Annotated in this window: 23 protein-coding genes; 16 read left to right on the top strand and 7 right to left on the bottom strand. The window is 57.8% G+C overall.

What is annotated here, in order from left to right:
• Positions 1 to 35 precede the first annotated feature (35 nt).
• From RUESEDTHA_RS02655 to RUESEDTHA_RS02635, 5 genes are all read left to right on the top strand, one after another.
• Positions 36 to 944 (top strand): DMT family transporter, encoded by a 909-nt coding sequence (locus tag RUESEDTHA_RS02655; RefSeq protein ID WP_180884129.1) that lies wholly within the window; start codon positions 36 to 38, stop codon positions 942 to 944.
• 89 nt (positions 945 to 1,033) lie between these two features.
• Positions 1,034 to 1,606, top strand: coding sequence for a transcriptional regulator BetI (betI, locus tag RUESEDTHA_RS02650; RefSeq protein ID WP_171120494.1), 573 nt, complete (start codon positions 1,034 to 1,036; stop codon positions 1,604 to 1,606).
• A complete protein-coding gene (betC, locus tag RUESEDTHA_RS02645; RefSeq protein ID WP_180884126.1) occupies positions 1,603 to 3,111 on the top strand; it encodes a choline-sulfatase in 1,509 nt (502 codons plus the stop codon). The genes betI and betC overlap by 4 nt, the downstream gene beginning before the upstream one ends.
• 86 nt (positions 3,112 to 3,197) lie before the next feature.
• Positions 3,198 to 4,856 carry a choline dehydrogenase gene (gene betA / locus RUESEDTHA_RS02640; RefSeq protein WP_180884123.1) on the top strand — a complete coding sequence of 553 codons (1,659 nt, stop codon included), beginning with the start codon at positions 3,198 to 3,200 and terminating at the stop codon, positions 4,854 to 4,856.
• A gap of 77 nt (positions 4,857 to 4,933) precedes the next feature.
• Positions 4,934 to 5,173 (top strand): YdcH family protein, encoded by a 240-nt coding sequence (locus tag RUESEDTHA_RS02635; RefSeq protein ID WP_171120501.1) that lies wholly within the window; start codon positions 4,934 to 4,936, stop codon positions 5,171 to 5,173.
• Positions 5,174 to 5,248: 75 nt separating this feature from the next.
• On the opposite strand, the gene RUESEDTHA_RS02630 is transcribed toward RUESEDTHA_RS02635, so the two are convergent.
• Together RUESEDTHA_RS02630 and RUESEDTHA_RS02625 are read right to left on the bottom strand one after the other, a co-directional pair.
• On the bottom strand, positions 5,249 to 6,649 hold the full coding sequence (locus tag RUESEDTHA_RS02630; protein ID WP_180884120.1) for a short-chain fatty acyl-CoA regulator family protein: 1,401 nt from the start codon (positions 6,647 to 6,649) through the stop codon (positions 5,249 to 5,251).
• A 65-nt stretch (positions 6,650 to 6,714) separates the two neighbouring features.
• Positions 6,715 to 7,920, bottom strand: a complete 1,206-nt coding sequence (locus RUESEDTHA_RS02625; protein WP_180884118.1) for a multidrug effflux MFS transporter — start codon at positions 7,918 to 7,920, stop codon at positions 6,715 to 6,717.
• 183 nt (positions 7,921 to 8,103) lie between these two features.
• Here RUESEDTHA_RS02625 and RUESEDTHA_RS02620 point away from each other — a divergent pair, with 183 nt between their 5' ends.
• From RUESEDTHA_RS02620 to RUESEDTHA_RS02610, 3 genes are all read left to right on the top strand, one after another.
• Positions 8,104 to 9,636, top strand: coding sequence for an acyl-CoA carboxylase subunit beta (locus RUESEDTHA_RS02620; protein ID WP_180884115.1), 1,533 nt, complete (start codon positions 8,104 to 8,106; stop codon positions 9,634 to 9,636).
• Positions 9,637 to 9,737: 101 nt separating this feature from the next.
• A complete protein-coding gene (locus tag RUESEDTHA_RS02615; RefSeq protein WP_219635807.1) occupies positions 9,738 to 10,223 on the top strand; it encodes a DUF6497 family protein in 486 nt (161 codons plus the stop codon).
• A gap of 124 nt (positions 10,224 to 10,347) precedes the next feature.
• Positions 10,348 to 10,701, top strand: a complete 354-nt coding sequence (locus tag RUESEDTHA_RS02610) for a hypothetical protein (protein ID WP_180884112.1) — start codon at positions 10,348 to 10,350, stop codon at positions 10,699 to 10,701.
• An 86-nt stretch (positions 10,702 to 10,787) separates the two neighbouring features.
• Here the strand turns inward: RUESEDTHA_RS02610 and RUESEDTHA_RS02605 are convergent, their stop codons facing one another.
• A complete protein-coding gene (locus RUESEDTHA_RS02605) occupies positions 10,788 to 11,942 on the bottom strand; it encodes a DcaP family trimeric outer membrane transporter (protein ID WP_180884109.1) in 1,155 nt (384 codons plus the stop codon).
• 650 nt (positions 11,943 to 12,592) lie between these two features.
• Between RUESEDTHA_RS02605 and RUESEDTHA_RS02600 the strand changes: the two genes are divergently transcribed.
• On the top strand, positions 12,593 to 12,796 hold the full coding sequence (locus RUESEDTHA_RS02600) for a hypothetical protein (RefSeq protein ID WP_180884106.1): 204 nt from the start codon (positions 12,593 to 12,595) through the stop codon (positions 12,794 to 12,796).
• 114 nt (positions 12,797 to 12,910) lie between these two features.
• Entirely contained in the window at positions 12,911 to 14,956 is a 2,046-nt protein-coding gene (locus RUESEDTHA_RS02595; RefSeq protein ID WP_180884103.1) for an acetyl/propionyl/methylcrotonyl-CoA carboxylase subunit alpha, read from the top strand.
• 76 nt (positions 14,957 to 15,032) lie between these two features.
• On the opposite strand, the gene RUESEDTHA_RS02590 is transcribed toward RUESEDTHA_RS02595, so the two are convergent.
• Complete coding sequence (locus RUESEDTHA_RS02590; protein ID WP_180884101.1) at positions 15,033 to 15,479, bottom strand: DUF4174 domain-containing protein; 447 nt, start codon at positions 15,477 to 15,479, stop codon at positions 15,033 to 15,035.
• Positions 15,480 to 15,648: 169 nt separating this feature from the next.
• Here RUESEDTHA_RS02590 and scpA point away from each other — a divergent pair, with 169 nt between their 5' ends.
• The 6 genes from scpA (at position 15,649) to RUESEDTHA_RS02560 (ending at position 21,127) form a co-directional block, all read left to right on the top strand.
• On the top strand, positions 15,649 to 17,775 hold the full coding sequence (scpA, locus tag RUESEDTHA_RS02585; RefSeq protein WP_180884099.1) for a methylmalonyl-CoA mutase: 2,127 nt from the start codon (positions 15,649 to 15,651) through the stop codon (positions 17,773 to 17,775).
• A 100-nt stretch (positions 17,776 to 17,875) separates the two neighbouring features.
• Positions 17,876 to 18,478, top strand: coding sequence for a VOC family protein (locus tag RUESEDTHA_RS02580; RefSeq protein ID WP_180884097.1), 603 nt, complete (start codon positions 17,876 to 17,878; stop codon positions 18,476 to 18,478).
• Positions 18,475 to 18,999, top strand: a complete 525-nt coding sequence (locus RUESEDTHA_RS02575) for a GNAT family N-acetyltransferase (RefSeq protein ID WP_180884095.1) — start codon at positions 18,475 to 18,477, stop codon at positions 18,997 to 18,999. Before RUESEDTHA_RS02580 ends, RUESEDTHA_RS02575 begins: the two co-directional genes overlap by 4 nt.
• Before the next feature lie 9 nt (positions 19,000 to 19,008).
• Positions 19,009 to 19,689, top strand: coding sequence for a molecular chaperone DjiA (locus RUESEDTHA_RS02570; RefSeq protein ID WP_180884093.1), 681 nt, complete (start codon positions 19,009 to 19,011; stop codon positions 19,687 to 19,689).
• A 5-nt stretch (positions 19,690 to 19,694) separates the two neighbouring features.
• Positions 19,695 to 20,699 carry an endonuclease/exonuclease/phosphatase family protein gene (locus RUESEDTHA_RS02565; protein ID WP_180884091.1) on the top strand — a complete coding sequence of 335 codons (1,005 nt, stop codon included), beginning with the start codon at positions 19,695 to 19,697 and terminating at the stop codon, positions 20,697 to 20,699.
• 38 nt (positions 20,700 to 20,737) lie between these two features.
• On the top strand, positions 20,738 to 21,127 hold the full coding sequence (locus RUESEDTHA_RS02560; RefSeq protein WP_180884089.1) for a hypothetical protein: 390 nt from the start codon (positions 20,738 to 20,740) through the stop codon (positions 21,125 to 21,127).
• A gap of 3 nt (positions 21,128 to 21,130) precedes the next feature.
• Here the strand turns inward: RUESEDTHA_RS02560 and RUESEDTHA_RS02555 are convergent, their stop codons facing one another.
• The 3 genes from RUESEDTHA_RS02555 to RUESEDTHA_RS02545 are packed head-to-tail and all read right to left on the bottom strand — an operon-like array spanning position 21,131 to position 24,497.
• A complete protein-coding gene (locus RUESEDTHA_RS02555) occupies positions 21,131 to 22,675 on the bottom strand; it encodes a Ppx/GppA family phosphatase (RefSeq protein WP_180884087.1) in 1,545 nt (514 codons plus the stop codon).
• 49 nt (positions 22,676 to 22,724) lie between these two features.
• Positions 22,725 to 23,414, bottom strand: coding sequence for a DnaA ATPase domain-containing protein (locus RUESEDTHA_RS02550; protein ID WP_180884086.1), 690 nt, complete (start codon positions 23,412 to 23,414; stop codon positions 22,725 to 22,727).
• Positions 23,415 to 24,497 carry an AI-2E family transporter gene (locus tag RUESEDTHA_RS02545; RefSeq protein WP_180884084.1) on the bottom strand — a complete coding sequence of 361 codons (1,083 nt, stop codon included), beginning with the start codon at positions 24,495 to 24,497 and terminating at the stop codon, positions 23,415 to 23,417.
• Positions 24,498 to 24,499 lie beyond the last annotated feature (2 nt).

Below are 24,499 nucleotides of genomic sequence, written 5' to 3'. Positions count from 1 at the left end.
TGTTCCCAACGGCAATTCGGTATTGAATCGTTAACATGACAACTCAAGCCGCTTTGTATCGCCCCGTCGCGGGCATGTTCTGGATGTTTTCCGCCGGTTTGGCGTTTGTCGTTATGACAGCGCTGGTCAAATCGCTGGGGACTTCCATGAACCCTATTCAAGCGGCCTTTTTGCGGTTTGCCTTTGGGTTGGTCTTTTTGCTGCCTGCGCTACGCCTGATCGTTACCACGCATCTGACACGCAAGCATGTTGCGATGTTCGGTGTGCGTGGTCTGGTCCATGCCGTCGCGGTCATGCTGTGGTTTTTTTCCATGACGCAAATCCCGTTGGCCGAGGTCACGGCCATGAATTACATGACGCCGGTCTATGTGACTCTGGGTGCGGCGCTGTTTCTGGGCGAGAAGCTGGCCTTTCGCCGGATTGCAGCGATCCTTGTTGCCATGATCGGGGTTGCCATCATTCTGCGCCCGGGTTTTCGTGAAATCTCGGCCGGTCATCTGGCGATGTTGGGGACATCCCTGATGCTGGGGGCGTCATACCTGTTGGCCAAAACGCTGGTGCGGGACCTACCGCCCTCGGTCGTTGTCGCGCATATGTCGATTTGGGTCACGCTTGCGCTGATCCCCTTTGCCGCTGCGGTCTGGACCCCGCCCAGTCTGTATGATCTGGGCGTTCTCTTTCTGGTCGCCAGTTTTGCGACACTTGGTCATTATTTCATGACGCTTGCGCTTCAGGCAGCACCTGTGGCCGTCACTCAACCAGTGACGTTCTTGCAACTGATCTGGGCCACATTGCTTGGCGCATTGGTGTTCCACGAGAGTGTCGACATCTGGGTCGTTGCCGGGGGAACTTTGATTCTTGCAGCCGTAAGTTTCATTGCATGGCGCGAAGCTGTTCTGAACCGCAGCAGCTTGACCACGCCCAGTATCGCGCCCAAACTTTAAGCGTGTAGCGGCCGAAAAATCGTTATTGATTGACGAGTCAATAAAAACCGCATAGCGTTTCCTTACCAGTAGCAGGTGAGGGGGCCGTGATGCCGAAACTCGGAATGGAGCCAATTCGTCGTGATGCGATCGTCAAGGCGACGATTGCCGAGCTTGGTTCCAAGAAATCCCTTGATGTGACTGTAAGCCAGATTGCGAAACGGGCAGGGATGTCCAGCGCGCTGGCCCATCACTATTTCGGTGGGAAAGATCAGATATTCCTTGCAGCGATGCGCCAAATCCTGTCCGACTTCGGGGCCGAGGCGCGGGAGGAGCTCAAGTCAGCAGCACCTGATGAGCGTGCCCAAGCCATCATCCGATCCTGCTTTGCGCCGTCCTGTTTCACGCCAGACGTGATCGCTGCATGGATGACATTCTATGTCCTTGCGCAAACAAACGAAGACGCGCTTCGATTGTGGCAGATCTATCAGGCCCGCATCCGGTCAAATCTGATATTTGCGCTGCGGCCGCTGTTGTCTGATCCGGTCGAAGCGGCCGAAAACATGATCGCGCTGATCGACGGACTTTATATCCGCGCAGCGCTGAGTGCCCCGGAAGAACCGCAACTGGCGGTCAATCATGCCATCCGGGTGCTCAACACCTTTCTTGAGGCTGAAAAATGACACAACCGAACATTCTGATCCTGATGGTGGATCAGTTGAACGGGACCCTCTTTCCGGACGGTCCCGCAGAATGGCTTCATGCTCCGAACCTGAAGAAGCTGGCTGATCGTTCGACCCGGTTTGCCAATGCCTATACGGCATCGCCATTATGCGCGCCGGGGCGGGCAAGCTTCATGTCCGGGCAGTTGCCCTCTCGGACTGGTGTTTATGATAACGCGGCTGAATTTCGCAGCGACATCCCGACTTATGCGCATCATCTGCGCCGGGCGGGGTATTACACCTGTTTGTCTGGCAAGATGCATTTTGTCGGCCCCGATCAGCTACACGGGTTCGAGGATCGCCTGACCACCGATATCTACCCTGCCGATTTCGGCTGGACGCCGGATTACCGCAAACCGGGTGAGCGGATCGACTGGTGGTATCACAACATGGGCTCGGTGACGGGCGCGGGCGTCGCCGAAATCTCGAACCAGATGGAATATGACGACGAGGTTGCCTACAACGCCAAGGCCAAACTGTATGATCTGGCGCGAGGCAAGGATGAGCGGCCTTGGTGCGTGACCGTCAGCTTTACCCATCCGCACGATCCCTATGTGGCCCGCCGAAAATACTGGGACATGTACGAAGATTGCGAGCATCTGATGCCCGAGGTCGCGGACCTCGGATACGACAATCAAGACGCACATTCGAAACGGATTTTCGACGCAAACGACTGGCGCAGCTTCGATATCACTGAGGATGATATCCGCAAGTCACGGCAGGCTTACTTCGCAAACATCTCTTATCTGGACGACAAGATCGGCGAGATTCTTGAGGTGCTGGAAACCACGCGCCAGGAAGCGATCATCCTGTTCGTCTCGGACCATGGTGACATGCTGGGCGAACGGGGTTTGTGGTTCAAGATGACCTTCTTTGAAGGCTCGTCCCGTGTGCCGTTGATGATTTCAGCGCCTGACCTTCCGGTGGGCCGAATTGATACGCCTGTTTCAACCATCGACGTGACCCCAACACTGGGTGCGTTGGCTGGTGTAGATATGGCCGAGATTGCGCCGTGGACCGATGGTGAGAACCTTGTTCCGCTTGCGCAGGGATCAGAGCGCACGGCCCCCGTTGCAATGGAATACGCGGCCGAGGCGTCTTATGCCCCGCTGGTTTCGCTGCGCTATGGCAAGTGGAAATACAATCGCTGTGCATTGGACTCCGATCAGCTTTTCGACCTTGAGGCCGACCCGCACGAGTTGGACAACCTTGCTGACAAGCCCGAACACGCAGGCACCTTGCAAACTTTGCGCGCCAAGTCCGAGGCTCGCTGGGATCTGGACCGCTTTGACGCGGATGTCCGTGCAAGCCAGGCACGCCGTTGGATCGTCTACGAGGCGTTGCGGCAGGGCGGCTATTACCCGTGGGATTATCAGCCGCTGCAGAAGGCGTCCGAACGTTACATGCGCAACCACATGGACCTGAACATCGTCGAGGAAAGCCAGCGCTTTCCCCGAGGAGAATAACTGACTGATTTAGAAATACCCCCTTCAATCTTGCTGAGAGTATTCAAAAGAGTTCTTGGCGCTGAAGCGGCAATGGAGACCCGAAAATGGAAGCAGATTTCGTCATCGTTGGCGCAGGCTCCGCTGGCTGCGCGATGGCATATCGACTGAGCGAGGCCGGGGCCTCGGTACTGGTAATAGAACATGGCGGCACCGATGCCGGACCGTTCATTCAGATGCCTGCCGCGCTCAGCTATCCGATGAACATGGCGCGGTATGACTGGGGCTACCAGTCCGAGCCCGAGCCGCATCTGAACAACCGCCGGCTGGCCTGTCCACGTGGCAAGGTGATTGGCGGATCGTCCTCAATCAACGGCATGGTCTATGTACGTGGCCATGCGCGGGACTTTGACACCTGGGCCGAAATGGGAGCGGATGGCTGGTCCTATGCGGATGTGCTGCCCTACTACAAGCGCATGGAAACGTGGCACGACGGAGGTCATGGAGGTGACACCGCGTGGCGCGGCACGGATGGTCCGTTGCACGTGTCACGCGGCCCGCGTGAGAACCCACTGTTCAAGGCGTTTGTCGATGCGGGTCAGCAAGCCGGGTACGAGGTCACGGGCGACTATAACGGCGAAAAGCAGGAAGGCTTTGGCCCGATGGAGCAGACCGTCTGGAAGGGGCGGCGCTGGTCGGCGGCTAATGCTTATCTGAAGCCCGCCCTCAAGCGTGAGAATTGCGATATTGTCCGCGGTCTTGCCTCACGGGTCGTGATTGAGAATGGCCGCGCCACGGGCGTCGAACTGATCCGCGGCGGCAAGACAGAGATCATCCGCGCGCGGCGCGAGGTGGTTCTGGCGGCGTCGTCGATCAACTCACCCAAGCTGTTGATGCTGTCGGGAATTGGCCCTGCAGCACAATTGGCTGAACATGGGATCGAGGTTGTCGCCGATCGCCCCGGTGTGGGGGCAAACCTGCAAGACCATTTGGAACTGTATATCCAGCAAGCGTCGTTGCAGCCGATCACGTTGTATAAGCATTGGAATCTGATCAGCAAGGGTTTGATCGGGGCGCAGTGGTTGTTCACCAAAACAGGGCTTGGGGCATCGAACCAGTTCGAAAGTGCGGCCTTTATTCGGTCGAAGCCAGGGGTCGAGTACCCTGATATCCAATACCACTTCCTGCCGATCGCTGTGCGGTATGACGGGCAGGCGGCGGCCGAAGGGCACGGGTTTCAGGCACATGTGGGGCCGATGCGGTCTCCGTCGCGCGGGTCTGTAACCTTGCGTTCAGCGCGGGCCGAGGATGCACCCGTGATCCGCTTTAACTACATGAGCCACGAGCAGGACTGGGAGGATTTCCGGACCTGTATCCGACTGACGCGTGAAATATTCGGGCAGGAGGCTTTCAAGCCATTTGCCGGGAAGGAAATTCAGCCGGGTGACGGCGTTCAAAGCGATGAAGAGCTAAACGGCTTTATCGCCGAGCATGCCGAGAGCGCGTATCATCCCTGCGGCACCTGTCGCATGGGGCGGGCGGATGACAGAAATGCTGTCGTAGATCCGCAGGGCCGTGTAATTGGCGTGGATGGGCTGCGGGTCGCCGACAGTTCGGTCTTTCCGCAGATCACCAACGGGAACCTGAATGCGCCGTCGATCATGGTGGGTGAGAAAGTCTCGGATCATCTTCTGGGCCGTGACCCATTGCCAAAGGCCAATGACCGGCCGTGGATTCACCCGCAATGGGCTACCGCACAACGGTAATTTGATCCGCGTCAAAGCGGGGTATGGGAATCATCTATAGTCTGAATCGCAACGACATATTCAAGGAGCGAACAGGAATGTCCCACACCCCGCATGAACTGGCCGAAGAGTTCCCAGACAAAGTTGACCTGATGAGCCAGCTCAAGCAGTCGGACGCGCATTTCGCGCGGCTGGCAGATGAGTATCACGAGATTAACCGCAGCGTTCACCGCGCGGAAACCAACGTTGAACCGATGGAGGAACTGGCTGAAGGCGAGCTGCGCAAGAAACGCGCAGCCCTGAAGGACGAGATCTGGTCGATCTTGTCGAAAGCCTGAACCAAAAGGGCGGGGGCCCTGCCCCCGTCGCGGCAGGACGCGCCTCCCCGGGGATATTTATGTGCCAGGTGAAGTTCAGGTGACTTTGTATGGCAGTGTGCCGCGGGTATGAGCGTCAATTGAAAGGCGTCGCTCTAGCGGTGGTACCGAGCGTTGGTGGCAATTCTGGCGTTCGCAGATGCGGCACGATATGCCAATTGGTTCGTATGCGCTGGCATTGTTGATATCCAGATTGTCGGCGTAGACCAACGCTTCGGCGTGGCGCACTTCACATCCAAGCGCTATGGCGTAGCGGCGCACCGGCGCGCCAAACGATCCCCCCGATTTGGACACGTCCCGCGCGAGGGAGATATACTGGACGCCGTCCGGCGTTTCGGCAAGTTGTCTTAGGAAGTGGCCGGGCGTTTCAAAGGCACGGTGCACGTTCCACAGCGGACATGCGCCACCGAACCGGGCAAATTGCAGTCGGGTGGCCGAGTGGCGTTTGGTAATCGTTCCGGCCTGATCCACACGTACGAAAAAGAACGGAATCCCCTTGGCCCCGGGGCGTTGTAGGGTGGAAAGCCGGTGGGCCACCTGTTCAATCGACGCGCCAAAACTGTTGCTGAGCAATTCCAGATCGTGCCTGTATTCCTGTGCCGCCGCTAGAAATTTGCTGTATGGCATCAGGGAGGCGCCCGCGAAGTAGTTGGCAAGACCGATTTTCGCAATTGCGCGGGCCTCGTCACTTTGAAATTTTGCAAAATCCAATGTCGCTTCGAGCAGCTTGTCCTGGTCGATCAAAGCAACCTGCAATAACAGCTGGAACACCTGCGTCTGGGGCGCAATTCGCGACGATAGGAATAGCGTTTTACTGTCTGCGTCGTATTTCCGTGTTTCTGCGATATCCGGAAACTGAACTCTGATACCGCGTTCGCTTAGGCTTTCTATGGCGGCTGTGCGAATATCGCCGGCGTCTGAAGCCCGGCTGGAGAACCTTTCAGCGGCGCGGTCGACGGCGTCGATGTAGTTGTCGCAGTAATGAAAGAAGTCACGAACTTCTTCCCAGGGGCTTGCTTGTATCTGGGCGTCCTCACGACCCAGCGCTTCATCAAGCGACGCCAGTCTTTCGTGGGTCTGCCGGTACGTGCGGTGCAGCGCGATAAACGCACGAGCAAGCGCAGGTGCATTTGACGCCGTCAAGCGCAGGTCCGCCAGCGGAGGGGTCGCGTCATCGAACACAGGGTCTGCCAAAGCCTCGCGCATGTCCGAGACAAGCCGTTCGCTGTCACCTGTGCTGAGTTCGGTCACGTCCATTCCAAACTCTTGCGCCAGAGCCAGAACAACCGTCGTCGATATCGGGCGGTTGTTGTTCTCCATCTGGTTTAAGTATGGCAGCGAAACACCCAGTTTGGTTGCGAATTCCTTTTGGGTCAGCGCAAGACGTGTGCGCATTTCGCGCAGTTTCGCACCAGCATATAGCTTTTGGGTCGCCATGGCCTGCCTTTGCAACTTTTCTGTCGCGCTAGGCTAACTTTGCAAACTATTGGGTGCAAGCCGTCTTATAGGCCCAATTGCCGCTCGCGTCGGATCACCGTTGCGATTGCGCAAACCGCGAGTGCAGCGGTGGCGAGCATCAGCCACAACAGGGGCATCGCGCCGGTCTCATGCGTCAACATGGTGCCAGCCAGTGCGCTAAGGCCAGCGCCGCCGCCGAGCATGATAGCGCCGCTGAGTCCAGAGGCTGTGGCGGCCAAATGGGGACGAACGGACAGTGCGCCCGAGGTGGCGTTCGGTATCGTCATGCCATTGCCAACACCGACGAAAGTCATGAAGCCAAAAAAGCTGAGCGCAGTGCCGAAACCGGTAAGGAATAATACGGCAGAAAGTAAGACGCCCGCGGCGTTCAATGCGCTCCCCCAAAGAACCATGCGGTTTACGCCAAATCGAACCGAATACCGCCCGCTGATAAAGTTCCCGAAGAAGTACCCGATTGCGGGTGCGCCAAAGTAAATTCCAACCTCGGATGCGGTCAGGCCAAAAAGCTCGGTGCCGATAAAGGGTGCGCCGCCGAGATAGGCAAAAAAGGCACCAGATGACAGGGCCGATGACAGCGAATATCCCCAGAACCGCGGCGACGTCAGCAACTCGGGGTATTCCTTGAACTGCTGTCCCAACGTCTTGCCGCTTTTGGCGCTGGTTTCGCCAAAGTCGAAATATACAAGAAGCAGAGTCAACGCGCCAAGGACGAATGGCAGCCAAAAGTTTGCCTTCCAGCCGAAGCTCTCTTCCAGAAGGCCACCAACTGCAGGGCCGATCATGGGGACGACGGCCATCCCCATCGTGACATATCCGATCATCGAGGCAGCCTGGGCCTGATCATAAAGATCGCGCACAGCGGCACGGCTAAGCACCATTCCAACCACAATGACCGCCTGACACATGCGGAAGGCCAAGAAAACTTCGACATTGGGTGCGTAGATGCTGCCGAGTGTGGCAAGCAGGAACAAGGATAATCCCCAAAGGAGCACTGGCCTGCGACCGGCCTTGTCCGCGATCGGTCCGATCAGAACTTGCAGAACTGCGTTGACCAGCAGGTACAGGGCAATTGACAACTGCATGACCTTGTAGTCCGCGTTGAAATACAGTGCCATATTCGGAAGGCTGGGCAGGAACAGGTTCAGGCTTAGCGCAGACAGTCCCGACAAAAGGACGAGCGTGGCAATCGTGGGCGGCGAACGTCGCGTCGAAGGTGAACTGAACTGCATGGTTCACATGTATAGTGAGCGGCGTCGCAATTACCATCCGTCTTGCCGAACTCGATACAATATTAGCAAATTTACAATTTTCCGAAAGGATATTTCCAAAGATTTGCAAATTTGCCGAATGGTGCTTTGGTCCTTGGGGCGATGCGTATAGTGTCCCGACAAATTTTAGAGGGGATCATCGTCATGAAAGACATCCTGACCGAACTAGAAAGCCGCCGCAACGATGCCCGTCTAGGGGGCGGGCAAAAACGTATCGATTCACAGCACGCAAGGGGTAAACTTACCGCGCGTGAGCGGATCGAGTTGCTGATGGACGAAGGCAGCTTTGAAGAATTCGACATGTTCGTCAGCCACCGTTGCACTGATTTCGGGATGGAGAACCAAAAGCCCGCTGGCGACGGTGTCGTGACCGGATGGGGCACGATCAACGGCCGCATGGTTTATGTGTTCAGCCAGGACTTTACCGTTTTTGGCGGATCCCTTTCGGAAACCCACGCGCAGAAAATCTGCAAGATCATGGACATGGCGATCCAGAACGGCGCACCAGTGATTGGTATCAATGACTCGGGTGGTGCGCGGATTCAGGAAGGCGTCGCGTCGCTGGCCGGTTATGCAGAAGTTTTCCAGCGCAACATCATGGCCTCGGGCGTGGTGCCGCAGATCAGCGTGATCATGGGGCCATGTGCCGGCGGCGCGGTCTACAGCCCGGCGATGACCGACTTTATCTTCATGGTCAAAGACACGTCTTACATGTTCGTGACGGGCCCCGACGTTGTGAAAACTGTCACCAACGAAGTTGTTACTGCCGAGGAATTGGGCGGTGCTTCGACCCACACCAAGAAATCCTCGGTCGCGGACGGCGCGTTCGAGAATGATGTTGAAGCACTGGCCGAAGTGCGCCGTCTGGTCGACTTCCTGCCGCTGAACAACCGTGAAAAACCGCCGGTCCGCCCCTTCTTTGACGAACCTGACCGGATTGAGGCTTCTCTGGACACGTTGATTCCAGATAATCCGAATACCCCCTATGACATGAAGGAACTCATCACCAAAGTGGCGGATGAGGGCGATTTCTACGAGATTCAGGAAGACTACGCCAAGAACATCATCACCGGCTTTATCCGCTTGGAAGGCCAGACCGTTGGTGTTGTCGCAAACCAGCCAATGGTTTTGGCAGGCTGTCTGGACATCGACAGTTCCCGCAAGGCGGCTCGGTTCGTGCGTTTCTGCGATTGCTTCGAAATTCCGATCCTGACGCTGGTTGATGTGCCGGGCTTCCTGCCGGGGACCAGTCAGGAATATGGCGGCGTCATCAAACACGGTGCAAAGCTGCTGTTTGCCTATGGTGAGGCAACCGTGCCGAAGGTTACCGTGATCACCCGCAAAGCCTATGGCGGGGCCTATGACGTTATGGCGTCCAAGCACCTGCGCGGCGACTTTAACTATGCGTGGCCGACTGCCGAGATCGCTGTGATGGGTGCCAAGGGCGCGACCGAGATCATTCACCGCGCTGATCTGGGGGATGCTGAGAAAATTGCACAGCATACGCAGGACTATGAAGACCGTTTTGCCAATCCCTTTGTTGCTGCTGAGCGTGGTTTCATTGACGAGGTGATCATGCCGCAGTCAACGCGCCGCCGCGTGTCCCGTGCCTTTGCCAGCCTGCGGAACAAGCAGCTCAAGAACCCGTGGAAGAAGCACGACAATATCCCGCTGTAAGGTATTGGTGCAGAACAGGTTGCTTGGTTCGAGGGCAGAACTCGAACTGGGCGACTAGGCTTAATGAAAGTCAAGTTTGACTTTGAGGTCAAAGCTGTTAAATGAATGTGGTTATCAGAAATAGGAAAGCGCGGGCCAAAAGCCATGCGCGCACGACCCCGGAGAGAGGAGCTTGCCATTGGCGGGTCTGGGGTCGTGCCTTTATTCTGACCCTTCTTGCACAACCCGCGACGACTTTTGCCGAGACTTCGGCGCTGTTGCCGGTCCCGTCAGGTCAGCCCGTACACCTGCGCGACGTTCTTCTGGACAACAACCCCGGAGAGCTGTGGGTGCGGTTTCGGTTTATTGCGCCAAAGATCGGGTCCGATGTCGGGCGAATTGGCTATGATGTCGCTTCGGTCGATATGGAGCATCTATGTCAGACACTGGCTGTTGCCTACGTCGCACACTACGAGCTTGAGCCGGCCCGCGTCGTTATTTCCCTATCTGATCGTCCCACGGAATTTGGCCGCTCTGCGCCTGATGCCACGCAGTTTTTCGAGGCCTACCGGCTGGAACAGTCCCGGTGTATCTGGGAGGGGCTTTGACCATGATGACCGCGTTTAAACCAGTCAAAGCATTTCTGACCAGCAAAGATGCTATGGGGGTGTTTGAAATGGCTTCGTCCTGCAACGGATGTGTGTTTTGTTCTTATTTTCGCGAGGTGGCAGCATGTTGAAACATCGCGGTTTCCCGGGCCGACTGGCCGGAACAGATTTTCAGTTCACCATTCGTCGGGCCAATCCGAAGGGGGTAACCCCGATAACCCCCCGCGAGCGGTTTCGCGACCGCAAACCGGCGGACAGGCGGGCGGATACAGCTTTCATGCAGGCACTGTGGGAGCATTTCGGGGATCAGCCATTTGAGCGTGGAAATCTGGATGCAGGGCGGCTGAGCTGGCTGTTCCAGCGAGAGGTGATCCCGGCCGAAGATCCGTTTGACCCCGCCAGCTATGATGCGCTTTTGGTGATTGACGTCGACGCTGCGCGGCAGTCATTTCCCGATATTTTCGATGGGGTGCGCTGAACGTGCCTTTGGCCGCTACATATCTGCGGACGTCAGGTCCTGACTGGTTGACCCCGCCCCGTGTGGGGCAGGGTCAGGTTCGTGCGTCAGAAGTTAAGCTGCGCGGCCACCTGAACACGGTTGGCGTCGAACGTCCGTCCGGTGGGGGCGTCGTTGCGTTCGCCAAAGATGTATTCGGCGCTCAGCGTCAGGTTGTCGGTCGCCTGATAGAAGGCGTTGACGTGAATCGTCTCAAGCTCGGTAAAGGCCAGCGTACCGGTCGAGGTTGCCAAGTCATAGTCTTCATAGCCGTAGGCGATACCCACATTCCATTTGGGGTTCAGCTGCTGACGCAGTTCGACGGTGAATCCGTCGACGTCGTTCGCCTCGCCTCCGACGACCGCATCACCAAGGCCGATCAGCCACGGGCCAAGCGCCTCGCCGGTGACGTAGTTGACCTGGAACAGGCCGCCTTCCCACAGGCGCGCCGAACCAGACAGGGTCAGGCCGGTCTGATCGACTTCGACACCGCCACCCTCGGCCTTACCGTAAAGCAGGGCACCGCGTGCGATGAACCTGCCACCATCATTATACTCGGCCGAGGCCGTCAGGACCGGATCATCCGAATTCGAACCGCCGACATTTTCCTCGATGGACAGTGCGAATTCAGCGTTGCTGGAGAACGAATTGGTATAACGCACCTGTGGAACACGGGCGAAGGCAATACCAACCGGGCCGTTGAATTCGACCGAGGTCGGGTAAGTGTCCAGTGGCTGGAAGTTGGTCCAGAACTGACCGATCAACCATTGTTCGCCAATGCGGATGTTGGCGTGACGCAGGCGCAATTCGGCGGCACCTCCACCTGCGAACAGGTCAAGTTCCAGTTGCCCGCCGATATCGCCAATCGCGCTGGGCGTACTTGTCAGAAGCCCGAGCCGGGATTGCCGAACGGTTGCGCCGAACGTCCCGCTGGTTGCGGCAGAGGGCTCACCCACGACGTTCACGAAGGCCGTGTCGCCCTGATCAAAGTCAAAGTCGTAGAAGAAATCGGCTTTGACATAGCCGTACAGGTCCAGGGTCGTGTTCCCAATCCGGAACTCACCGGGGGTCGAGTTCGGATCCTGCGACTCCAGCGCCTCGACCCGGAGGCGCAGGTTCTCCAGTTCGGCCTGGGTTTCAGCATCTTGCGCCAAGGCCGGCACACCAGCCGCGCAGAGCGCGCTGGCAGCAAGCAGGCGAGCGTATTTACCCTTTGTTTTCATGGGGATAATTCCTTGTATGCGAGTGTGCAAGGCCAAGGTTTCACGCAAGCTTTGCGGAGGGAAATCACCAAGTCGGGAGGATTTGGGCCGGATTTCTCATGCGACTGTGTTATTTCGCTCGCCGGTTTTCACGGCGGGGTGAACGCAAATACCAATGCGTTGCAAAACATGGATTTTGTTATCTTCGCAGCCGCAGCACGCCGTGAGATCGATTTGGCGCGAAGTGTCGAATTGATAGCTTTGTGTAACGGCTATGTGACGACTAGCAGAGCGTCCGTGAACACATGTCTACAAATTCCCGTCGGCGCATATTTGCGCGAGGTTTCGGTGTATGGGCAGGATTCAGCCGGAAAATCAAATGGAAACGATGAGTGGTTGGCGGCCGAATTGGCGACGTGCATGGTTGATAGGCCGTGCGGCTCTACTTTGCCTGCGCCGCACATGCACCTACTATTCCGTACCCCTTCCTTCCGCGGGCAGGCTTGTGAAACTCACAATTCCCTGCCCGCGTTTTTCTTTGCGCATGAATTGCGCAAAAAGCGGCATAGTTCTGCGCAATCACCAAGTTTGATCCGCCTGATATTGAATAACAAGGCGCAAATCCGACATGTGCCCCCGAATGCATCAAATAACCTGAAGGGGCAGATAACATGCGAATTTCAAAAGTCGTCCTCGTATTGGCGACCTGTGCGGGCCTTGCGGCCTGCGGCGAAAACACGGGCGAACAGGCGCTGCTTGGTGGCGGCGCCGGCGCGTTGGGCGCGGCCGTCCTCAGCGCCGACCCGTTTGTCGGGGCTGCGGTCGGTGCCGCAGGCAACGTGCTTTTCTGCAAAACACAAAGAAACTGCTACTAACGTAGTCTTCGGGGCGCGCGTCGCCTCGACCGTCATCGCGCAACACGCCGTCGTGGGGTTTAGGCCCTGCGGCGGCGTTTTGCGTTCCCAGAACACCAAGACAAAGGACGTCCCATGTTCAACAAGATCCTGATCGCCAACCGGGGCGAGATCGCCTGCCGGGTCATCAAGACCGCGCGTAAAATGGGTATTGGCACTGTCGCCATCTACTCGGACGCGGACAAGAACGCATTGCATGTGTCGATGGCGGATGAAGCTGTCCATATCGGCCCGCCCCCCGCGAACCAGTCCTATATCGTGATCGACAAGGTCATGGATGCGATCCGTCAAAGTGGCGCACAGGCGGTTCATCCTGGTTACGGCTTCCTGTCGGAAAACGCCAAATTCGCCGAGGCGCTGGAGGCCGAGGGCGTGGCCTTTGTTGGCCCGCCGGTTGGTGCGATTGAAAGCATGGGTGACAAGATCACCTCGAAGAAGATCGCTCAGGATGCAGGCGTTTCGACAGTGCCCGGCTATATGGGGCTGATCGAAGACGCCGATGAGGCGGTGAAGATTTCCAACGACATCGGCTATCCGGTGATGATCAAGGCCAGCGCCGGTGGCGGTGGTAAGGGCATGCGGATCGCGTGGAACGACGACGAAGCGCGCGAAGGCTTCCAATCCTCCAAGAACGAGGCTGCGAACTCCTTTGGCGACGACCGGATTTTCATTGAGAAATTCGTTACCCAGCCGCGCCATATTGAAATTCAGGTTTTGTGCGACAGCCACGGCAACGGCATTTACTTGGGCGAGCGCGAATGCTCGATCCAGCGCCGAAACCAAAAGGTTGTGGAAGAGGCCCCGTCGCCGTTCCTTGATCCCGAAACCCGCAAAGCGATGGGCGAACAGGCGGTCGCACTGGCTAAGGCCGTGAACTATGCCAGCGCCGGGACTGTTGAGTTCATCGTGGATGGGGAAAAGAACTTTTACTTCCTTGAAATGAATACCCGCCTGCAGGTGGAACACCCGGTGACCGAGTTGATCACTGGTGTCGATCTGGTGGAACAGATGATCCGTGTGGCGGCTGGTGAGAAGCTGACCATCACCCAAGATGATGTGACCCTGACCGGCTGGGCGATTGAAAACCGCCTGTATGCCGAGGACCCGTATCGCGGGTTCCTGCCCTCGATTGGTCGTCTGACCCGGTATCGTCCGCCGATGGAAACGGCGGCCGGTCCGATGCTGGTGAATGGAAAATGGCAAGGCGACGCGCCCGAAGGCGAGGCCGCGGTGCGCAACGATACCGGCGTCTATGAAGGCGGCGAGATCAGCATGTATTATGACCCGATGATCGCCAAGCTGTGTACCTGGGCCCCGACCCGCGATCAGGCGATCGAGGCGATGCGCGTAGCGCTGGACAGTTTCGAGGTTGAAGGCATCGGCCATAACCTGCCGTTCCTGTCTGCCGTCATGGATCACCCGAAATTCATTAGCGGCGACATGACCACCGCATTCATTGCCGAGGAATACCCCGAGGGGTTCGAAGGCGTGACCTTGCCCGAAGCGGACTTGCGTCGTATCGCAGCGTCTTGCGCGGCCATGTATCGAGTTGCTGAAATCCGCCGGACCCGAGTGTCGGGCCGTATGGATAACCACGAACGTAAGGTCGGCGCACATTGGAATGTCGCGCTGCAAGGGCACGAGTTTGACGTCAAGATCGAGGCCGACAAAGAGGGCGCGACTGTCGCTTTTGCCGATGGCACGGCCCTTCGCGTCGCTTCGGACTGGACGCCGGGCAACCAATTGGCTGTGCTGGATGTCGATGGTGATCCGCTGGTCATGAAGGTCGGAAAAATCTCGGGCGGGTTCCGCATCCGCAACCGGGGTGCGGACCTGAAAGTGCATGTACGCCGTCCGCATCAGGCGGAATTGGCCAAGCTGATGCCTGAAAAGCTGCCGCCCGACACCTCGAAAATGCTGCTTTGCCCGATGCCCGGCCTGATCGTGAAGATCGACGTCGAAGTAGGGCAGGAAGTGCAGGAAGGTCAGGCGCTGTGCACCGTCGAGGCGATGAAGATGGAAAACATCCTGCGCGCCGAGAAGAAAGGCGTTGTCGCCAAGATCAATGCTGGCCCCGGCGACAGCCTTGCCGTGGACGATGTGATCATCGAGTTCGAGTGATCATGGCGGCGTTTTTGTCATATCCCTTTGGTGTCCCGGCGTTCTGCGCCGGGGGGCTGGGGCGTGACGAAGACGCTCAACCGCCCTCGCGCCGTTCGCGAATTTCGCGTTCGCGCAGCGGGGTCTTGTCGATGGACCGGCCAATCTCGCGCACGCTCCACGGGGACGGTTTGCGCAGTTTGACCACGCCGTCCTTGTCGACGAATACCATCTGGAACCCGCGCGGGCGCAACTGCGACCGGATCGGGGATCGGGCCGATGGGTCGGTGTCGGTCAATACCACGACGTCGCGGTCCCGCATGGCGGCTTCGCCCTCGACCAGCATGTCGATCTGCTGCTGGAACCGTGGATCCGCAGGGGTGTCGGCAAAGACGACGATGGGTCGGCTGACCCACAAAAACTCGCTGAGGTCGCTGTCACCAGCGGGGCGGACGAATTCGTCTTCGGCAGGCGCAGACCCGTCAGCGGCAAGGGCCGCCAGCGGGATTAGTGCCGAGAAAACAAGGGCAAGCGTTCGTGTCATTGGGCCTCCTGTCCCATCGAATATAGCCCCTGTGCCGATGAATGCGACCAGTGAAATGCACTGTGCGCTCAATTTGTTGCGCGCAGCCCGAATGGACCGGGCAATCCGATACATAACTGCGGGCAGGTTCCTCTCTGCGCGCGATCCGAAATAGGAAAAGGAAATCGCCATGACCGATACCAAAGACTGGCAGGCACTGGCCGAGAAAGAGCTGCGCGGGCGTCCGTTGGACGACCTTACCAAGGAAACGCTGGAAGGCATCGACGTCAAACCTCTTTATACAGCCGAGGACACCGCCGATCTACCGCATATGGGCACGCTGCCGGGGTTCGGCCCGTTTACACGGGGCGTGAAGGCCACGATGTACGCAGGTCGTCCGTGGACGATCCGCCAGTATGCGGGCTTTTCAACAGCCGAGGAATCGAACGCCTTTTACCGCCGCAATCTGGCTGCGGGTCAGCAAGGTGTGTCCGTGGCCTTCGATCTGGCTACGCACCGCGGATATGACAGCGACCACCCGCGTGTTGTGGGCGATGTGGGTAAGGCTGGTGTCGCCATCGACAGTGTCGAGGACATGAAAATCCTGTTCGATGGCATCCCGTTGGACAAGGTCTCGGTCTCGATGACCATGAACGGTGCGGTGATCCCGATTTTGGCAAACTTCATCGTGGCTGGTGAAGAGCAGGGGCACGACAAATCCGTCCTGTCCGGCACCATTCAGAACGACATTCTAAAAGAGTTCATGGTGCGGAATACGTATATTTACCCGCCCGAGCCTTCGATGAAGATCATTTCGGACATTATCGACTATACCTCGAACGAGATGCCCAAGTTCAACTCGATCTCGATCTCGGGCTATCACATGCAAGAGGCTGGCGCGAACCTCGTGCAGGAGCTTGCCTATACGCTGGCCGATGGTCGCGAATATGTGCGCGCCGCGACGCAGGCCGGGATGGACGTAGACAAGTTCGCTGGTCGTTTGTCGTTCTTCTTTGCTATCGGCATGAATTTCTTCATGGAAATCGCCAAACTGCGCGCCGCCCGCACCCTGTGGCATCGCGTGATGACCGATTTTGGCGCGAAATTCGAGCGCTCGAAAATGTTGCGCACCCACTGCCAAACCTCGGGCGTTTCGTTGCAGGAACAAGACCCCTATAACAACGTGATCCGCACGGCGTACGAGGCGATGAGCGCGGTTCTGGGCGGCACACAGTCGCTGCACACCAACGCGTTGGATGAGGCGATTGCCCTGCCTACCGACTTCTCAGCCCGTATTGCGCGGAACACGCAATTGGTGCTGCAGGAAGAAACTGGCGTGACCGATGTGGTCGATCCGTTGGCGGGGTCCTATTACATCGAAAGCCTGACCAATGAGCTGGTCGAAAAAGCCTGGGCCTTGATGGAAGAGGTCGAAGAGATGGGCGGTATGACCAAGGCCGTCGCCTCAGGCATGCCCAAGCTGCGGATCGAAGAAAGCGCTGCGCGCCGTCAGGCCATGATCGACCGGGGCGAAGAGGTGATCGTTGGCGTCAACAAGTACCGCAAGGAACAGGAAGACCCGATCGACATTCTGGACGTCGACAACGTCGCCGTGCGCGAAGCGCAGGTGGCACGTCTGGAGCGCATCCGCGCTACCCGTGACGAGGCCGCGTGCGAACAGGCGCTAGACGCCCTGACGAAGGCTGCCCAAGAGGGCGGAAACCTGCTGGCTGCTGCGGTCGAAGCCGCGCGCGCCCGCGCATCCGTAGGAGAGATCAGCATGGCAATGGAAAAGGAATTTGGTCGCCACCGCGCCGAAGTGAAAACGCTGGCCGGTGTGTACGGTGCCGCCTATGAGGGCGACGAAGGCTTTGCCGCGATCCAGAAGTCCATCGAGGAATTCGCCGAGGCTGAAGGCCGCCGTCCGCGTTTGCTGGTGGTCAAGATGGGGCAGGACGGTCACGATCGGGGTGCCAAAGTGATCGCGACCGCCTTTGCCGATATCGGGTTTGACGTGGATGTTGGCCCACTATTCCAGACACCCGCCGAGGCGGCGCAGGATGCGGTGGATAATGACGTGCATGTGGTCGGCATCTCATCTCAGGCGGCGGGACATAAGACGCTCGCGCCGCAACTGGTGGAAGAGCTGAAAAAGGCTGGGGCCGAGGATATCATCGTCATTTGTGGCGGCGTGATCCCGCAGCAGGATTATCAGTTCCTCTACGATCACGGCGTCAAGGCGATCTTTGGTCCGGGGACAAACATCCCCGAGGCGGCGCAGGACATTCTGGGCCTGATCGGCAAGACCAAGGGATAATACGGGTTTCCTGCCGAAACCTCTTGTGATCCCGCGTCTTTGACGGAAACATGCGACCAGATCCGCTTGGGTCTGGTCGTTTTTTTGCAGGAGGGCGCGCATGTTGCTCGATCATCTGGCTGTTGCGGGTGAAACGCTTGAAGAAGCCGCTGCTCATGTCGAGCAGGCGTTGGGTATTTCCCTACAGGACGGCGGAAAGCACGAAAAATTCGGAACCTATAATCGGCTTCTGGGTCTGGCGGATGGCCTGTACCTTGAGGCGATCGCGATTGACCCGTCCGCACCTCGCCCCGAACGGACACGCTGGTTCGATCTTGACCGGTTTCAGGGAAGCCCGCGGCTGACGAACTGGATTTGTCGTGTTCCGAACATCGAAGCATCGCTGGATGTGTTCCCGGATGGCGTCGGACATCCTATTGACCTGACCAGAGGCGCGCTGCGCTGGCGTATGGCTGTTCCCCCCAGCGGACGGCTGCCTTTTGACAATCTGTTTCCCGCGCTAATCCAATGGCGCGGTGACCTTCACCCGGCACAGATGTTGCAAGATAGCGGATGCCGCCTGCGGCAGTTGATTGTGTTCCATCCCGAAGCACTGGAGCTGGCAAGACTGCTTGGCGCTTTGGACCGCGTGGTATTTGATTCCGGCCCAGCCGCGATGCGTGCGGAATTTGAAACGCCCCATGGCCTACGCGTGTTGGAATGATCATCCGTAAGGCAAAAGTTACGGACGCTGATGCCGTTGCCAAGATCACCAACCAGATCATTCGGGATACGCTTGTGACCTTTACCATAGCCGAGCGGGATGTGGGCAGTATAGCAAGCGACATCCAAGCCCGTGGGCCCGCTTTTCTGGTGGCCGAGTTGGACGGGCAGGTTGTGGGTTTTGCCACTTACGGCCCGTTTCGCTCAGGCCCCGGATACGCCCAATGCCGGGAACACTCCGTCCAACTCGCTCCCAAGTCGCGTGGGCATGGCACCGGCCGAGCGTTAATGGCCGCGCTAGAGGCCGCGGCAAGGGACGAGGGCGTTCATGTCTTGGTTGCAGGAATATCGTCGGCAAACCCGGCGGCAATTTCGTTTCACGCGGCCATCGGATTCGAAAAAGTTGGGTGCATGCCAGAAGTTGGGTCCAAGTGGGGCAAAAGGCTGGATCTTGTGCTGATGCAGAAAATTCTTGCCGCAGACCCATTGGTTGCACCTGACACCGGCGAATTGGGGCGCTAGGGTGCCCTCATGTCGATCTGGACCCGCATATCCGACGCGCTAAGCGCGCTTGCACAGGGCGAAAGCCTGACCGCTGTTTTTGAAATTCTTCGCACACCGCCTGAACGGTCGGTCGCGTTTACCATTGCTGTTATTGCGCTGGGCGCAAAAATGGCCAAGGCCGATGGGCAGGTGACGCGGGACGAGGTCACAGCCTTTCGTGATGTGTTCCAGATCGCGCGCGAAGATGAAGCCAACGCTGCCCGCGTTTTCGACATGGCCCGGACTGACGTCGCCGGGTATCAGGAATATGCCCGCAAGATCGCCGGAATGTTCGCCGATGACAGCACCACGCTTTGCGATTTGATGGAAGGGCTGTTCCATATCGCGATGGCTGACGGGTTCTATCACCCGAACGAAAATGAGTTTCTGGAAGAGGTTAGCCGTATATTCGGGCAGACCGAAGCCCAGTTTCTTGCGCTGCGGGAAAGGTTTGTACCGGATGCGCCCAAGGATCCTTATACGGTGCTGGGCGTCCCGCGCGACATGCCTTTGCCCGATATCCGCAAGGTCTGGCGGCAGTTGGTGCGCGAAACTCATCCCGATGCAATGATTTCCCGCGGGGTCCCCGAAGAAGCCATTCGCCTGGCCGAAAAGAAGATGATCGACATCAATCGCGCTTGGGATCAGATCAACGGCGCCCGAGCCTGATACCCATGCGGTTGGCGACCTACAATATCGAGTGGTTTGCCAATCTTTTTGATCGCAAAGACCGGTTGATCTGCGACGATACGTGGTCAGGCAGACATGATGTCACGACCGCCCAGCAGGTCGAAGCGATTGCCAAGGTCCTGACCGCAATAGACGCCGACGCCATTTTGATCGTGGAAGCGCCGAATACCGGAAAAACTCAGAATACTGTCCGTGCCTTACAGCGGTTTGCCGAGGTTTTTGACCTTCGGACAAGTCATGCGGTCATGGGTTTTCCGAACGACACGCATCAGGAACTGGCCTTGCTGTATGATCCGGCCTGTCTTTCGGTACGCCACGATCCGATCGGTGATGATGGCGCGCGATCGGATGCGCCCCGTTTCGATTCGGTGTTTGAAATTGACCTCGATATCGACGCGACCGAGGATCAGGTACAATTTTCTAAGCCTCCTATGGAATTGGCCGTCAGGACTCGGGCCGGTGCCTCGTTTCGCTTAATCGGAGCGCATTTGAAGTCTAAGGCCCCGCACGGGGCGGGCAGTCGGGATGAAGCGGTCCGAATTTCTATCGCCAATCGCCGAAAGCAACTTGCGCAAGCGGTTTGGTTAGCGCGGCGGATCAAGGCCCATATCGCCGATGACGAAGACGTCATTCTTTTGGGTGACCTGAATGACGGGCCGGGACTTGATGAGTTTGAGAACCTGTTTGGGCGGTCTTCGGTCGAGATTCTGCTTGGGGCGGGGCTGTTCGATCCGAATGCAACCACGGCATATGGGCCAGAGCCGGGTGTCGCGCCCTCGACCGCGCGTTTTCCAAGACCCAATACTGGTGGGCATCTTGAGGCGCTGCTGGACTACATCATGATCTGCGACAGATTACGCGCGCACCGCCCCGAGTGGCGTATCTGGCACCCATTTCATGATCCGATCTGTAAAGCCCAAACAGACCTGCACGACGCGCTTTTGACAGCGTCGGATCATTTCCCGGTCACTTTGGATATAGACCTTTGATCTTTAATCAACTGCCTCAAACGCATATATCTTTTAGTATGAAAAACCTTGTTTCGATTTGTGCAGTCACACTGGCTCTGGCGACGCCTGCGTACGCAGAGGATGAAGCCGGGCCGTCCTTGATGGAGCAGGGCGCAGAACTGTTCTTTGAAGGGCTGCGTCAGGAAATGGAACCGGCGCTGGAGGATTTGCTGGGACTGGCCGATCAGTTTGGTCCGGCCATGCAGTCCTTCTTTGAAGAAATGGGGCCGGCGTTGGCAGAGCTGGCGAGCGAGATTCAGGATTGGAGCGCGTATGAAGCTCCGGAAATTCTGCCCAATGGCGATATCATCATCAGGAAAAAGCCGCCCGTTTCCGAAGATACTCCGAAACCAGAAATTGCCCCCGATCAATCCGAGGACCTGCCCGAAGGCGCGACCGATATCTGAGCTTTAGCCTTTTGTGATGACGCGCGTGTCAGATTTCAGCGCGGACGCTAGCGAATTTAGCCGCGCTTCGGCAACTTCGTTGAACAGCAGACAGGCTGATTTCGGCAGATACAGATCTAGCTGCCGCTTTTTGGGATAGAACCGCAATGTTCCCATTTTTGCGTTGCTTTGCATCCAAAGCATTGCGCCAAACCGCATGGCCTTGCCCAGAATTTCGGCCTGCTTCTGGTCCTTCTCGCCCAGCAATTCATAGAGAGGCGCGAACCTGTTGCCTTCTCGTTTGTTGCGGTACCTATGTTGCAGCGCAAGGCCGATGAAAACGCGTTCAGAATGTTTCAGCCCGCCTAGATTGGCACGTGTAACATTGTCAAAACAGACTTCCGCACGATAGTCGGGATGGGCGCGCCAGCTTACGTCATGCAGAAGGCACGCAGCCTTGATCAGCCTGACCTGTGCAGGGGGGGCCGATTTGAAAAGCGGCATCACAAAATCAAAGAGGTGTTTGCCAAACCCGGGAAGACGCGCGTCTTTGGCCTCGGAAAACCGGCTGGCTTCAATGAGCGGATCACGGTCCCGTAAGACTTGCGGCATCTGTTCGTAAAGCAGGCCCTCGCGGATGCCATAACTGGATATGGCGATGTCCTTGGGTTTGAACGTCCGAACTAGCCGCGCAAGCACGTCCATCGCATAGGGGATCAGCGACATCCGAGATCCCGAAACCCCGGCCTGACTGCGCAGTTTCTCAGGGTCGCTCTTTTCGATGAACTTAATGGTTTCGCGAACTTGCGACGTCGTCATGCGGTATTCGTGCAAGACGTTCAGCGGATACCCCCGCCGCAGCATGTCCAGACGTGCGAAGGCCCGCCAACTACCCCCGACCAGAAACAGACGGTCACGTTGCGGGCCCATCCGGGCGCGCAGGTCTTCCATTGTCTCTTTGATATGGGCCTTACGCGCGCGTCGACCGCCCTTGATATCCCTCAGCTTAAGCGGGCCAAGGGCCGAGGTGACACGTCGTCCGACCTCTCCTCCGCCGATTTCGGCCAGCTCCATGGAAGACCCGCCAATGTCACAGATCAAACCATAGGCGCCGGGCCACCCCAACAGGACACCCTGCGCAGACAGGCGCGCCTCTTCTTCGCCGTCGATAACCGATACCGTCAGGCCGGTTTGGTCGTAAACCTCTGCGCAAAACTCAGGTCCGTCTTCGGCCTCGCGTACGGCGGCGGTGGCCACGACATGCAACCCCGGAAGGCCCAGATCCTCGGCCAGTTGGTTGAACCTCTGCAAGGCAGACAGCGCACGCACGCGTCCGCGCGGGTTCAGGCGACCAGTTTCAGAGAGGCCAGCGCCAAGTTCGCACATGACTTTTTCATTGTAGAAATACGCCGGAGATCGCGCGGCCCCGTCAAAGATCACCATCCTGACCGAGTTTGAGCCGACATCAACGACACCCACCCGCGACAGGGCGCGAGCCTCGGGGTCGTCGAACAGAGGTTTTCCGAAAGGTCCCCAATCGGGGATGTCGGTTTCGACGGTCTGATCCATGTTTCTTCCAGATATTCCGGGCTTAGAATGCGAAATCGCCGTGTGCGGGTCAATTACCAGATTGGAATTCATTACGCTCTGAACTTAGGACACGTACGGCCAAAGCCCGCGTAATTTCACGTTTTTCCGACAACGCCAATTGGTCCAGTTGTGCGACGACACTGGCGGCGGTTTCGAACCGCCTGTCCATGTGCTTGACCAGATATGCTATGACCTCGGGGCCGGGGTTCAGTTGCCGGTCGACAAATAGCTTGGCCAGAACCGCCCCCAACAGCGCGTCATCCGGCGGGTCCAGGGCAACATGATGTGCGCCTTCAATCCGGCTTTGCAGATCGGGCAGGGGCAATTCCCAGAACTTCGGAGCCATGCGCCCTGTCATCAGCAGGGCATTTCCTTCGGCCAGAACCAGATTGTGCAGGTGAAACAGCGTTTTCTGCTGCTCGATATCACCAGCGATCATGGGCACATCCTCGATGGCTATCGCTGATTGGGCAAGGTTTGGTACGTCGTCGTGCGCGATGTCCTTGGCCTGTACAATGCGCCCGCCCGTTTCGGCAGCCCAGACATGGGCCAGATGCGTCTTGCCTGCCCCGGCGGGGCCGCTGAGGACCAGCTTGTTTCCCGGCCATGACGTTGCAGAGATCATGGCAACGGCCAGCGCGTTTGCCGGGGAAACGAAAAAGTCCTCTCGCCCCAGCGCAGTCTTGGCCGGAAGATCAAAGCTCAGTTGTTGGGCCATTTATTCGTCTTTCTGGTCAGCCGGTTCGGGGCTTTCTAAACCGGTGTATAGTCGGCTTTCCAGATAGATCGACGTGGCAAACCGTGCCAATACGCCCAACGCCGCAGCCACCGGGACGGCAATCAGCATGCCGACAAATCCGAACAAGGCCCCGAATACCGACAAGGCCAGTAGCAACCACACCGGGTGCAGTCCGACTGAATTACCGACCAGTTTCGGGGTCAGAAAGTTCCCCTCGGTCACCTGACCCAATGCAAATATCCCGGCGACCAGGCCAATTTGCACCCAATCTCCCCAAAATTGAAACAGGGCCAGCCCAATGGCCAACATGCCGCCGATGAGCGCGCCGAGATAGGGAATAAAGGTAACCAGCCCGGCGATGAATCCGACGATAAGGCCGAATTGCAAACCAACGGCCATCAGCGCCACGGCATAATATGTACCAAGGATCAGGCAGACCGTGCCCATGCCGCGCACGAACGAGGCAAGGACGCCGTCAATTTCCCCAGCAAGTCGTTTGATGGTGGGGGCGTGATCGCGCGGCAGCAGTTCTCCGATACGGGCGACCATGCGATCCCAGTCCAACAGCAGGTAAACGGCAACAACCGGCACGATCACCAGCAGGACAACCACATTGATGGCCGAGCTGAACGATGCGGCGACAGACTGCAGCACGTCGCCGGACTTGGATTTCAGTGTTTCCCCCAACGACACAAGGAACTGGTGCGAGCTGGATTCGCGGTCCAGAAGTGAGGGGAATTGTTGTTCGATGAAACCGCGCAGCTGCTTGATCAGGCTGGGCAGGACCTCGATCAGTTCGATCAACTGCGTGACAAGCGCTGGCACGACCATCAGCACCATCAGGACGAATCCCAATACGCCAACGACGGTTATCAGGCCGGTTGCCGCGATCCGCGACAGGCCCCACCCCTCAAGCCGGTCGGCAACGGGATCCAGAAAATAAGCAATTGCGCCACCGATCACAAAAGGCAGCAAAACGTCGCCAAGTGCCCATAACAGAAGCACAAAAATTGCCGCTGCAATGCCCCAGTATCTGAGTTGATCCTTCACGGGCAAAGCCATGC

The sequence above is a fragment of the Ruegeria sp. THAF57 genome (assembly GCF_903914075.1).
Lineage (GTDB): Bacteria > Pseudomonadota > Alphaproteobacteria > Rhodobacterales > Rhodobacteraceae > Ruegeria.
This window is presented reverse-complemented; position numbering and strand designations above follow the sequence as displayed.